The following is a 12,794-nucleotide window of genomic DNA, read 5'->3' on the forward strand; positions in this document are numbered from 1 at the left end:
GAATCACTCGCCACCTGGCGCGGTAAGCGAATGGAGCTTCACTGTACCGGCGTCGGCAAAGCTCTCGGAGCTTATCTCTCCGAAGAAGAGCTGGAAACCCTCTTCAAGTTCCGTAAGTTCCCCCGGCACAACGAGAACACCATTACATCTCTTCGCAAGCTGAAAGACGAATTCGCGAGCATTCGTCAAAAGATGTGCGCCATCGATGATGAAGAAGAGGAGCTTGGATGGCGTTGCATCGGTGCACCTATCTTCGATGAGACCGGCTCGGCTGTCGCCGCCGTCAGTATCTCCGGCAGTGTGCACCGTATCAACACGCAGAATATCAATCGGCTCGAGACACAGATCAAAGCCTGTGCTCTCAATATCTCCTACGCCCTCGGCTACCTGAAGGAGCAGGATGCATATAAGCGAGCTTGACACGCCCTCGGTACTGGTTGATCTCGATATCCTCGAGCGCAACTCGCAGCGCATGAGTGATTATGTACACTCCAAAGGCCTGGCACTCCGGCCACACATCAAGACACATAAGATACCCGCCATTGCCCTCGGAGAAATCGCCAAAGGAGCCATTGGCGTAACAGCGGCAAAGCCCGGAGAGGCGGTCGTCATGGCCGAAGGGGGCGTGCATGACATCTTCGTCGCCTATCCCATCGTCTCGCGTAAGAAGGCGGATACGCTGCTCTCGCTCTCGGATCGCGCCCGCCTCTCCGTCTCTGTCGACTCTCTGGAGGCCGCCCATGTACTGGCATCAGCTTCCAAAGATCGTGGCTATGACCTCCCCATCCTGGTAGAGATCGATGTCGGCTTCGGACGATGTGGCTTGCAAGATGATGCGTCTCTGGTCCAACTCGCTCACGAGATCGAGAGGCTATCCGGCGCGCACTTTGGCGGTCTGATGTTCTACCCGGGTCACATGATGGTACCCCTGGAACAACAGAATGAGTTACTGCCGAAGGTCAATGTCCGCGTCGAGAGCGCCTATGACGCGCTGTCTAAAGCGGGCTTTGAGATTCCCGTCGTCAGCGGTGGATCCACCCCTATGGCGTACCGTTCGCACGAGTTCTCTCACCTCACAGAGCTGCGCCCCGGCATGTACCTCCTGAACGATCGCAACCTGGTGACAGGCGGCTTCGCGACGCTGGATGACTGCGCGCTGACCGTACTGACAACCGTTGTCAGCAAAGCCGTGCACGACCGGGTGATTCTCGACGGTGGATCGAAGACCTTCTCGTCAGACCGGCTACTCACTGGAAACCATGTCGGGTTTGGCATCGTGTATGCCGACAAGGACGCTGTCTTCTACGCCATGTCCGAGGAGCACGGGCATCTCGACATTTCGGCCAGCAAGCGCCAATATTCCATTGGAGAGCGGTTGCGTATCGTACCCAATCACGTCTGCACCACCATCAACATGCACAACACCATTTACGGCATCCGCGGAGAGATGGTCGAGCAGATATGGACCGTCGTCGCACGCGGATGCGTGCAGTAAATCACTCGTCTTCCTGGGGTCGCTATGAAACCAAACCGTGTTGCGGTCGCAGGCCTTGGTCTGCTTGGCCGTGGAATTGCCGCATGTTTGCTGGCGCATGAGATTCCCGTCATCGCCTACACACCCGTCGCTGAAGAAGTCGAGATTGCGCGCAAGGCCATCGCAAAAGCCATCGACGAACTCATTGCACTGGCAGGCTTTCCATCACACCTAAGCGATACATGGCCGGCTCTATTCACAGTTGTCGATTCTCCCCTGCAACTGGGGGAGGCAGATTTCATCATCGAAAGCATCATTGAATCTCCGGAAGCGAAGGCCGCGCTCTATGACGCGCTGGAAACAGTCGCAGCGCCATCGACTCCGATCGCCAGCAACACCAGCGCCATCCCTATCTCGCTGTTGCAGCAGCACCGCAAACATCCTGAACGATTCGTTGGAATGCACTGGGCGGAACCGGCCCATGCCACGCGCTTTCTAGAGCTGATCCGCGGAGAGCACACCCACCAGGCAACTCTTGATGCGGCTTCGTCGTTGGCCCGACACCTCGGCAAAGATCCGTGTATCGTGCAGCGAGATCTTCCCGGCTTCATCGCCAACCGCCTCGGGTATGCCGTCTATCGCGAGGCATGCTATCTGCTCGAAACCGGCGTCGCCGATGCCGAGACCATCGACCGCTCCTTCCGGAACTCCTTCGGCCTCTGGGCAAGCGTCTGCGGCCCTTTCCGTTGGATCGACCTCACCGGCGGCCCTACACTCTATGCCCGTGCGATGGAACCCGTGCTTCCCACCCTTTCGAATGCAAGTGACGTTCCCACACCACTCGCCAGCCTTCGTGACCAAAATGCGACCGGCATTCGTGGCGGCGAGGGCTTCTTTCACTACACCGAAGCGCAGGCTCAAGCTTGGGAAGAGATCTATCGCCGTAACGTCTGGATCGTACGCAACGGCATCCAGGAAGCGCTTCTAGGCCGACAGGATGAGGTGCGCTGAGTCCCATGCCGGTGATCCGACTCTCGCTGTCTGACAACATCGTGATCATGGGTTACTTCCTGCTGGTAATCCTCATCGGGCTCTGGTTCCGCCGGCAACAACGCTCCGCCGAAGATTACTTCGCAGGCAATCACCAGATCCCATGGTGGCTGGCGGGAATCTCGCACTACATGTCGGGCTTTAGCGCGTTCACCTTTGTTGTCTACTCAGAGATCGCATTTCGCTATGGTCTCGTTGCCATTCTTCTCTTCTGGACCAGCGTCCCGGCCTGCATCCTCGGTGGCTGGTTGTTCGCGGCACGGTGGCGGCGGGCGCGGATTATCACGCCGGTGGAGTTCCTGGAACAACGCTGTAATCTCAAGGTCCGCCAGCTCTTTGCCTGGTCGGCGATTCCTGCCAAAGTCTTTGAAGACTCCTTGAAGATCTTCACGACTGCCCTGTTCCTTTCGGCAGGTATGGGTATCGGCATCGGCACAGCGGTCCAGTTGTGCGGAGCGATCGTCGTGCTCTATACGCTTCTCGGTGGTCTGCTTGCCCTGGTGGTGACGGACTACCTTCAGTTCCTGATGAAGGCGATGGCGATCCTTCTGCTCTTACCGCTCGCAATATGGAAGCTGGGCGGTGTACTCCCGACACTCTACGCTATTCCAGCGAACCTGTTGCACCCCACCRATGGTCCGTATGGCTGGGTTTACCTGATTAGCTATCTCGTCATCGTATGCATCAGCTACAACGGCAATTGGGCCTTTGCTCAGAAGTTCTACTCCGTTCCCGACGAGACCTCCGGCAAACGGGCGGCGTATCTCTCCGCTCTGCTCAACTTCATCGGAACGCCCATCATGCTGCTCCCTGCCATGATCGCGCGAAAGGTGCTTCCGCAGTTCGCCGCACCAAATCCGCCGCAGGATGTCTATGTCCATCTTGTCTTCGGCCTGCTTCCCGCGGGCATGATCGGCATCATCGTTGCGGCACTCTTCTCGGCCACCATGGCAACGGTCAGCGCCGACTTGAACGCCATGGCCGGCGTGCTTACGAAAGATGTTTATCAGCGCCTCCTTCGCCCTGCAGCCTCCGAAGACCGCCTCGTCACCATCGGCCGTCTGACGACTCTCTTTCTGGGGACATGCATCGTTGGTCTTGCCATATGGATTGGACAGACAAGACGGGAATCGCTCTTTCAGACCATGGTATCCGCATTTGGAGTCCTGCTGGCCCCAACGCTGTTGCCCCTACTCTCCGTCCTGCTCTTTCGTAAACTCTCCTCCTCCGGCGTGATCGCTGGTTTTTCAACCGGTCTTGTTTCTGGCATTGCAACCTACCTTGGAAAGTCCGCCTACCTGGGACAACATGCATCGCAGGAACTCGATCTCCGGCTTACCGGCTACTCCATTCTGATCAACGTCTTCATCACCTGCGCCGGCATGTATTTCGGCAGCAGGCTGCGTCCTGCCGATCCTGACGAAGAGGTAAGAACCGACCGTTTCTTCCACCTCCTACAGACACCGATCCCAGTGTTCAACACCGGTCGTGCCGACGATCACAATAGCCCCTCCGACATTGCGATCGGCCTGTCGACGCTGAGCCTGGGCATTCTGCTGATAACCTCCGGCTTCCTCGCCAACTCCAGAACAGCGCTATGGCTCGACGGCATCATCGGCATCTGCTTCCTCTTGTGGGGCGCACCCTCCACCTGGCGTTGGTATGCCGCGACCAGAAGCCAGGCACAGTAAGAACCATCGAAGATGCACAACCTACGATCCGTTTCTTTCAACCCCATCGATCCATTCGCGCTCGAGGTTTACTTTCTCGCTCCCTCTTCTTTTCCTTTTCTATGCTTCGTCAAGATCTGAGCGACATCAGCTTTCAACTCCTGCCAGAATTCGGGAGTCAAGGGAACGTCTTCTCCCCCAGCGAGTCAATGAGCTGGTTGCCCAGGAAATGACCATGCAGCAACTCGCTCGATTCCGCTCAGAAACCAGCCTGCATGGTACTGTTGAAAGTGATCCACGGTGCCCATCTAGGGCTTAAAAGGGAAGTCCGGTGAATGACCGGCGCGGTCCCGCCACTGTAACAAAGATGAGCTGCCGAAACGACCACTCGAGATTCATCGGGGAAGGATGGCAGCGGATACGAAGTATCGTCTTTGAGCCAGGAGACCTGCCGAGGTTCAAGCTGCAATTTCTGCGGAGAACAGAACCTTGCGCCCGATATTCTGCATCACCAGCGACGACGCCCGTCATGCCCTGTTGAGCCGACGTGGCTTTTTATGCGGAATTACTGCCGCGGCCCTGGCGCCCAAAATTCCGTCCCAAGGGCTTCGGCTAGCTCCCGGGATTGCCCAGTCTTCGATCCAGAAAAGGTGGTGGTCTCGGCATGATACGGCCTAGCGCTCACTTCTGGCTCGTAATTTGCCCGATTGACCGCAGTTAGAAACGAAGATATAAATCGTCTATCTGGTGTTCGGGAAGGCGGTGTGAATCCGCCACTACCCCGTAACTGTAAGCGTTGAGGACGGGCACTTGAAGGTCACTCGGGTAAAACCGGGGAAGGCCGCCTTAGTCCAGCGAAGCGCAAGTCAGGAGACCGGCCAGATATTATCGGGCTGATTCAACTTCGCTGGGAGAGTTGAAGAGCTTATCCACGCGCGATCTAATTGCCGTGGCAGCTGCCTATTACCAATCCCGCTCGGTGTTCTTGCAGATTTATTTGCAGGTGCCAGGAGCGATGTATGCAGAACTCAGAAGCTGCTTCCGTGATTCTCGTGCTCGGCGGCGTACGCAGTGGGAAGAGCCGGTATGCCCAACAGCTCGCGGAACACAGGGAGCGCGTCGCGTTTGTCGCTACGGCCGAGCGCCGTGATGACCCGGAGATGACAGCCAAGATCGAGCGCCACCGCGCAGATCGGCCCTCGCACTGGATGACAATTGAGGAGCCACTCCAGCTTGCAGAGGCGATTCAACAATCGGGCAGGGACCATGAGATCGTCATCATCGACTGCCTGACTCTTTTCGCTTCAAACCTGATGGAATTTTGCGCTGGAGATCGCTCCAAGCAACAAATTTATATCGATCAGCTTTGTTCGGCGCTGCACAATGCTCCCTGCTCCGTCATCCTGGTTTCAAACGAAGTAGGCAGCGGTGTTGTGCCTGCTTATGAGCTGGGGCGGCAATTTCGGGACCTTGTCGGCGAGATTAATCAACGAGTCGCCTCGGTAGCCGACACGGTGTTGTTCATGGTCGCGGGCCTCCCACTTGCTCTCAAAGGCAGCATCCCACGCGAGGCCGGCGCATGAAGGGCTTCCTGATCGCCGGCACCGCCAGCGGTGTAGGCAAAACGACGGTCACGCTTGCACTTCTGTCGATCATGCGGCGACGGGAGATGACGGTTCAGCCATTCAAGGCCGGGCCGGACTTTCTCGATGCCGGCCATCACACCCGTATTGCCGGACGGGCTGCCAGAAATATCGATACCTGGATGCTCTCTATCGACGCGAATCAGGACGTCCTTCGCGAAGCCGCAATAGGCGCTCAGGCCCTCGTTGTTGAAGGCATGATGGGGTTGTTTGATGGCAAAGATGGGACACAACGCGGTAGCAGCGCCGAGATCGCAAAGCTCTTCGGGCTTCCTGTGGTCCTCGTGCTCGATGCAGCCAAAACGTCACACAGCATTGCCGCGACGGTGCTTGGTTTTGAGCTCTTTGATCCTGACCTTCGTCTGGCTGGTGTGATCCTCAATCGCGTCGCCAGTCAGCGCCACTTCGAGATGCTGCGGTCGTCCATCGCTTCGTCGTGCCGGACGGCGGTACTGGGATGGCTGCCGCAAGAACGCACCATCGCTATCCCGGAGAGACATCTCGGCCTCAGAACATCCGAAGAACACTACAGCGACGACTCTGCCGAAAAGCAGCTCGAACGATTAGCTTCTATTGCCGAACAACACCTCGACCTGGAAGCGCTGCTCTCACTCGAGTGCGGCTTCGACTTTAAACAACGCACTTCTGCCGCCGAAACCACACCGATCGCTAGCGTGCGTATTGGCGTAGCCAGAGACAAAGCGTTCAGCTTCTACTACGAAGACAACCTCGATCTTCTACGAGCCAGCGGTGCAGAAATTGTTCCCTTTAGTCCCCTTCACGATGCGGCTGTCCCGGAAGATCTCGACGGTTTGTATCTCGGCGGGGGGTACCCGGAGCTCTATGCAGAAGCATTGAGCGCTAATCAAACGATGCTGCAATCGATACGCAATTTCGCATCCTCCGGCAAGCCGGTCTATGCCGAGTGCGGAGGCATGATCTACCTGTCCCGCTCCATTGCAAAGGTGGATGGGACAGTCGCTACGTTTGCCGGTGTTCTTCCCTTCACCTTCGAAATGACAGGCAAACTCGTTCAATTCGGGTATGTCTCCGTAGAGCTCACGCGGGACTGCCTTCTTGGGCGGACCGGCACAACACTGCGGGGTCACAGTTTTCACTATTCACGAATTCTCGAAACCTCTGCCGCCGATACCTGTTACCAGGTTCAATATTCTCTCTCGAAGCGAGAGGAAGCAGAAGGCTACCTCGTCGGAAATGTTCTCGCCAGCTATATTCATCTCCACTTCCGCACGTCGTCACACGTGGCGAAGTACTTCGTCGAAGCAGCCTGCTCCGCGAGAGACCAAGATGGGATCACTCTATGAGACGAACATTCGCTATTCTCGCCCTGTTGATCGCGACTCTTCCTTGTGTGGCATCTCGTACCGTTACAGACGAGACGGGTCGTGTGGTTACAGTGCCCGACCATCCACATCGCATTATCTGCCTTGTCCCAAGCATCACCGATGCCGTTTTTGCCATTGGCGCGGGCAATGATGTCGTGGCAATCAGTGATTATGTGAAGTATCCCGAGGAAGCCACGAAGAAGCCGAGCGTGGGATCTATCAGCAACCCATCGGTAGAGGCTATCCTCTCTTTCCACCCAGACCTTGTCCTGGGTATGCCCCGTCAGAATCAACCTGCGATCCTCAATCAGCTACAGCGATTCGGCGTGCCTCTCTACATCGTCGATCCGCACGGCCTTCAGGGGATTCTTCGCTCAGTCGAAAGCCTCGGACAAGCGACGGCACATGAGGCTCAGGCTTTGGCCGTATCCCAGAGACTCAGGCAACGCATCGAGGCCGTCCGCATGAGGGTGAGGGGGCTCCCGGTCATTGATGTCTACATGCCCGTCTCCTATGACCCCGTCATCACTATCGGCAAGGGCGCGTTTATTACTGAGATTATCGAAGCAGCTGGTGGCCGCTCCATCACCTCCGACATCAACCAGGAATGGCCACACATCAGCATGGAGACCGTCATCGCCCGCGCTCCGGAAGCGCTTCTCATGATGCGGGGCGGCACCGTCACGCTCGACTCGCTGCAGACTCGCCCCGGATGGAACACCCTGCCTGCCGTCAAAAACCGTCGGGTCTACTACGTGGATAGGAGAGTAGACTTTCCCAGCCCCGTCGCCATCGATGCCCTGGAGGATCTGACAAAACAACTTCATCCTTAGGATCACTTGCCGTCAGGTTGCACAACACGCAAGATACCGCGGACAACACGACGAATACCTCACTGAAAGGTTTGATGAAACAGATGTTGGAATGCCGTACAAAATGCTGCAAGTCTCGAAAAGGAGCGCCTTCCGTAAAACGTGTTGCAGCTTCCTTGTGTCTTTCGCTCATCGCGTCTGCGGGCCTCTCTCAAATCGCTACCAGTCCAGCCTCCGCAGGCCAGCCCCTACACGATGCAACGCGCGACCGTGGCCTTGTGTACGGAACTGTTCGCGACCCGCTCGGCGCAGTTGTTCCTGGCGCTCTGGTCGAGCTTCTTTCCGACTCATCAGTAGTCTCGACAGACATCGCTGATGCTCACGGTATCTATAGCGTTCGGGTTCTGTCTAATGGACGCTTCCAACTGCGCACTTCGGCTGCCACATTCAGCGCTGCAACCACGGCAACAACATTTTTCAGCACCAATGTTTCCGTTATGGTGGATCTGATTGTTGCGACTCCCACCGATACGCAGCAGATCTCTGTTACAGCTTCAGGAGCGCCAACACCCCTCGCTCAGGTCGCCGCCTCGGTGGCAGTTCTGGACAGCGAATGGTTCAAGCACACACGCGACATTCAGGAACCATTACGCTATCTGCCCGGAGCGCAGATCACACAAACCGGACAAGCGGGTGGCACCAGCGGGCTCTATATCCGCGGAGGCAATACAAACGCCAATAAAGTGCTGATCGATGGCATCCCTGCGAATGACCTCGGTGGCTCGATTGAATTCGCAAACATCGCCAGCACAGGCATTGATCGCATCGAAGTGCTTCGTGAACCAAATAGCGCGCTCTATGGATCGGAAGCGCTTGCTGGGGTCGTCTCTCTTACGACACGCCGTGGATCCACTCCGCTTCCCCAACTTGAATATTCAATCGATGGCGGAAACTTCAACACCTGGCGACAGGAGGCCATACTCTCCGGGGCCGCCCACCGCTTCGACTACCTCTCCAGCTTCGCGCGCTTCGATACGGGTAACAGCGTCGCAGCCAGCGCGTTTCACAATGTTACCTTCGCCGAGAATCTAGGCTTCCAGGCAAACTCCACCACGGACCTCCGCTTCACGCTCCGCCACGTTTCCGCCGGCGGAGGCAAGCCAAACGCACTGGCTCTCTATGGTCTTCCCGACTCAGCGTATTCGACAGAGCACGATCTATTTCTCGGCGGCACACTCGAAAATCGAACGACGGAACGCTGGCACAACCTGGTTCGGTACGGAGGCCTTCGCCTGAACTACCTGTACAACAAACCATACCCCGCCGGCAATCCGGTAAAGAATGCGAGCGGTGTAATCACCAGTTATCTTGGAAATCCCGTAACAATTCGCGGAGCGAACGGCTATGTCGTCTCGGGTCAGGCAACGCTGAACTTTCCCGGAACCTATCCGAGTATCACGAACAATCTCAGCCAACGCGACTTCGTTTACGCACAATCGGACTACCGCCTGGATTCGATCTTCGGCCGCTCGACGCACACCCTATTATTCGCCGGATTCAAATATGAGAATGAGCGCGGAACCAGCGCTTCGACAGGTAGCCCTCTCGGCATCGCGAACCGCGACAACTATTCAACGATGCTTGAGGTGCAGGGCGACGCGGCAGGCCGCCTCTTCTATACCGTTGGTACCGGACTGGAGAATAATGCCGTCTACGGCTTTGCGGCAACACCACGGGCCTCGGCGGCATATTACCTCGTGCGCCCTTCTCATCAGGGATCGCTCGGTGGCACCAAGCTGCACACCAGCTTCTCCAAAGGCATCAAGGGACCTAGCATCTATATCCAGAATCATTCCCTATACGGACTGCTCGCCGCCAGCAACGCCGCATTGATCCCACGGTATGGGATCTCGCAAATAGGTCCAGAGCAGTCACGCAGTTATGACGGCGGAGTCGAGCAGGAGCTTGGAAGCGGACACGCCCGCCTCGGCCTAACCTATTTTCATAACGAATATAACAACGGTCTTGAGTTCGTCTCCCAGGCAAACCTCGTGGCCAATGGTTTCTCAGGAGCGTCAGATCAGGCTTTCTCCGGCGGCGCTTATGTGAACAGTCTTGCTTATCGGGCACAGGGACTGGAAATCGAACTTGAGGTAAAACTCAGCAAATCCCTCTTCGCCCGCGGCGGTTACACGTTGCTCGACGCAAAGGTTCAGAACTCATTTGCCTCATCCGCACTCAAGCCCACGATTAACCCGCTCTTTCCGGGAATCCTCATCGGCAGCTCTGGGCCGCTCAAGAACAACCGTCCGTTCCGTCGCGCGAGAAATACAGGCTACTTCGGTCTGCAATACACTCGTTCACGTTGGAACGCCCAGTTAAGCGGAACTATGGTTGGACTGAGGGATGATAGCGACTTCCTCTCGGGCCCCATGCTGCTGCCCAACCAGAACCTCCTCGGTGCATACCAGCGGCTGGAGATGACTGCCGAGTACAGGGTCGCCCATCATGTGACCGCCTACGCCGAGGTACAGAACCTTCTCAATGAACACTACAACGAGGCGTTTGGATATCCTGCCCTCCCGTTCAACTTTCGCTCTGGAATACACATCACGTTCGGAGGCGAATCCTGGAAGCTAAGGTAGACAAGATGGGAGTGCCCACTGCTGGCATCGTTGCGACCGGACAGGAGCAAGTGGCTCTGCGAGTGCGTGGGCTGTTCGCTTCAATGGGCAACCTCGGTTACCTCGGGGTTGTGGGCTTGCTGCTCCTTGTATTGCAGCTGGCTCTGCTTACCTCTGCTTCGATTGGCGCCGTTCACATCCCAACGCACGATCTAGTCCTTGCAATATTTCGAGGCCGCGGGTTGACGGAGACACAGAGAACCATACTTCTGAGTATTCGCCTTCCGCGCATCCTGGCCTCGGCAATCGTCGGTGGCGCACTCGCGGCTTCGGGACTTATGTTCCAGGGGTTGTTTCGCAACCCTATGGCCGACCCTTATATCATCGGTGCATCCGGAGGCGCCGCCGTCGGAGCGTGTATCGGCATTGTATTTCTGTCGCAACTCACCTTCTTCGGATTCAGTTCCACCGCCCTGTTGGCATTCGTTGGCGCCGTACTCACGATGACGATCGTCTACTCTCTGGCGCGAGCACGTGGGCGCACCAATAGTGTGACCCTACTGCTGGCCGGCTTTGCCGTCGGCACCATGCTGACCAACTCCACATACCTGCTGGAACTCATCGATCCCAACTCATCGTCGGGCGCCAGAATTGTCTCCGCATGGCTTCACGGTACCATCGGTGTTYCGGAATGGAGGCAGCTGGCAATCATCTCCATGCTGTTCTCGGTCGCTCTCATCGCCTGTTATCCCCTCATGCGACGGCTCAATACGCTCGCACTTGGAGATGAGTATGCGCACCAACTGGGCGTAAGAGTCGAAGCCACTCGGATCGCCATCATCTTCACTGGCTCATTGCTGACAGCACTTGCGGTATCTCTGGGAGGCCTCATCAGCTTCGCCGGACTCATCATTCCTCATGTCACCCGCCTCCTTCTCGGGCCAGACAATGTGCGCCTGCTGCCCGTAACCGTCATCAGCGGCGCCATCTTTCTGGTTATTGCCGATACCCTCGCCCGATCGATCCTTGCCCCTTCCGAACTGCCGGTAGGCATACTCATGGTCTTCCTCGGAGGACCCTTCTTCCTCTACCTTCTACGGAAGAGGAAAAAGGAGTACGCACTGTGACTTCACTGCTGCGTTTCGAGAACGTAAGCTTTCGATATCCCGGGCGACAAGTGCTCGAAGATATCTCTTTCTCGGTAAAAAGCGGAACCTGCACTGCATTGATCGGCGCAAATGGAGCCGGCAAGACAACGCTACTACGGCTCAGCTCCGGTCTGCTCGCTGCGACATCAGGCGCGATACTTCTGAACGGACATAAGGTTAATGTATTGTCCCATCGCGATCGGTCACGCCTCGTCGCGCTGGTACCTCAGGAACTCGATGTGCCGTTTGATTTCACCGTTGAACAGATCGTCACACAAGGCAGGACCCCGTATCTCGGCCTGCTTCGAGGACTGCTGGCTGAAGATCGCTCCGCCGTCGAACGTGCACTTGCATGGACAGACACCGCCAGACTCAGAAAACGAATCTTCAACGAGCTTAGCGGAGGCGAACGTCAGCGCGTGAAAATTGCCCTGGGATTGGCCCAGGATGCGCAACTTCTTCTGCTTGACGAGCCAGCACAGAATCTTGACATAGGGCGTCAGGTTGAGCTGATGGAATTGCTCCATCGTCTTCGAGGTAAGGGACTCGCCGTCGTCGCGTCGATACACGATCTGCATCTGGTTCCGGGGAACTTCTCCGAAGTACATCTCCTCGGCCCCGGAAGCTCGTTTATAAGCGGCACCCCCAGCGACATTCTTACTGCACAAAATCTTCAAAAGGCATTCAACTTTGTCTCCGGACGTCACCCGCTACCATTTCATCAATCTGATCCCGTGGAAACCTTATGAGCTTCGAAGCACCCGCCCTGCGCAATCTCGCACAAACGATTGAATCGCCAAGTGAGTCGTGGCGGCAGAAGGCGCTGGCACATCTCGATACCCTCACGAAGCCCCTGGGCAGCCTCGGTCGCCTCGAAGATCTTGCTGCGCAGGCCATCGCGATTCGCCAGCGTGATATTGCGCTGCCGATGAGCAAAGCAGCCTTCGTCTTCGCCGCTGATCATGGGATTACCGCCGAAGGGATCAGCGCCTACCCACGGGAAGTCACCTATCAGATGGTCCTGAAC

11 protein-coding genes and 2 riboswitches are annotated in these 12,794 nt (G+C 56.8%); all 11 genes read left to right on the forward strand.

The window, feature by feature from the left end:
- Positions 1–420 (forward strand): IclR family transcriptional regulator (locus AB4043_RS01740; RefSeq protein ID WP_442306390.1); only part of this gene is annotated, 420 nt, incomplete at its 5' end.
- Positions 401–1,495 (forward strand): alanine racemase, encoded by a 1,095-nt coding sequence (locus AB4043_RS01745; RefSeq protein ID WP_442298935.1) that lies wholly within the window; start codon positions 401–403, stop codon positions 1,493–1,495. The genes AB4043_RS01740 and AB4043_RS01745, both read left to right, overlap by 20 nt.
- Positions 1,496–1,519: 24 nt before the next feature.
- Positions 1,520–2,485 carry a 3-hydroxyacyl-CoA dehydrogenase family protein gene (locus tag AB4043_RS01750; protein ID WP_442298934.1) on the forward strand — a complete coding sequence of 322 codons (966 nt, stop codon included), beginning with the start codon at positions 1,520–1,522 and terminating at the stop codon, positions 2,483–2,485.
- 5 nt (positions 2,486–2,490) lie between these two features.
- Positions 2,491–4,215 (forward strand): sodium:solute symporter family transporter, encoded by a 1,725-nt coding sequence (locus tag AB4043_RS01755; protein WP_442306391.1) that lies wholly within the window; start codon positions 2,491–2,493, stop codon positions 4,213–4,215.
- 260 nt (positions 4,216–4,475) lie between these two features.
- A riboswitch (cobalamin riboswitch) is annotated at positions 4,476–4,664 on the forward strand.
- A 258-nt stretch (positions 4,665–4,922) separates the two neighbouring features.
- Positions 4,923–5,091: riboswitch (cobalamin riboswitch) on the forward strand.
- 122 nt (positions 5,092–5,213) lie between these two features.
- On the forward strand, positions 5,214–5,777 hold the full coding sequence (cobU, locus tag AB4043_RS01760; protein WP_442298932.1) for a bifunctional adenosylcobinamide kinase/adenosylcobinamide-phosphate guanylyltransferase: 564 nt from the start codon (positions 5,214–5,216) through the stop codon (positions 5,775–5,777).
- Complete coding sequence (locus AB4043_RS01765; protein WP_442298931.1) at positions 5,774–7,162, forward strand: cobyrinate a,c-diamide synthase; 1,389 nt, start codon at positions 5,774–5,776, stop codon at positions 7,160–7,162. Before cobU ends, AB4043_RS01765 begins: the two co-directional genes overlap by 4 nt.
- Positions 7,159–8,016, forward strand: coding sequence for an ABC transporter substrate-binding protein (locus tag AB4043_RS01770; RefSeq protein WP_442298930.1), 858 nt, complete (start codon positions 7,159–7,161; stop codon positions 8,014–8,016). Before AB4043_RS01765 ends, AB4043_RS01770 begins: the two co-directional genes overlap by 4 nt.
- Positions 8,017–8,171: 155 nt before the next feature.
- Positions 8,172–10,640 carry a TonB-dependent receptor gene (locus AB4043_RS01775; RefSeq protein WP_442298929.1) on the forward strand — a complete coding sequence of 823 codons (2,469 nt, stop codon included), beginning with the start codon at positions 8,172–8,174 and terminating at the stop codon, positions 10,638–10,640.
- A 5-nt stretch (positions 10,641–10,645) separates the two neighbouring features.
- Positions 10,646–11,746: a FecCD family ABC transporter permease gene (locus AB4043_RS01780; protein ID WP_442306392.1), complete on the forward strand. Its 1,101-nt coding sequence runs from the start codon at positions 10,646–10,648 to the stop codon at positions 11,744–11,746.
- Positions 11,743–12,516 (forward strand): ABC transporter ATP-binding protein, encoded by a 774-nt coding sequence (locus tag AB4043_RS01785; protein ID WP_442298927.1) that lies wholly within the window; start codon positions 11,743–11,745, stop codon positions 12,514–12,516. Before AB4043_RS01780 ends, AB4043_RS01785 begins: the two co-directional genes overlap by 4 nt.
- Positions 12,513–12,794 (forward strand): nicotinate-nucleotide--dimethylbenzimidazole phosphoribosyltransferase (locus AB4043_RS01790; RefSeq protein ID WP_442306393.1); only part of this gene is annotated, 282 nt, incomplete at its 3' end. The genes AB4043_RS01785 and AB4043_RS01790, both read left to right, overlap by 4 nt.

Source organism: Terriglobus sp. YAF25 (genome assembly GCF_052113305.1).
Taxonomy (GTDB): domain Bacteria; phylum Acidobacteriota; class Terriglobia; order Terriglobales; family Acidobacteriaceae; genus Terriglobus.

Excerpts from the sequence above, each read along its gene's own strand:
- AB4043_RS01750 (WP_442298934.1), top strand. The coding sequence starts at position 1,520 with ATGAAACCAAACCGTGTTGCGGTCGCAGGCCTTGGTCTGCTTGGCCGT.
- cobU (WP_442298932.1), top strand. The coding sequence starts at position 5,214 with ATGCAGAACTCAGAAGCTGCTTCCGTGATTCTCGTGCTCGGCGGCGTA.
- AB4043_RS01745 (WP_442298935.1), top strand. The coding sequence starts at position 401 with ATGCATATAAGCGAGCTTGACACGCCCTCGGTACTGGTTGATCTCGAT.
- AB4043_RS01770 (WP_442298930.1), top strand. The coding sequence starts at position 7,159 with ATGAGACGAACATTCGCTATTCTCGCCCTGTTGATCGCGACTCTTCCT.
- AB4043_RS01765 (WP_442298931.1), top strand. The coding sequence starts at position 5,774 with ATGAAGGGCTTCCTGATCGCCGGCACCGCCAGCGGTGTAGGCAAAACG.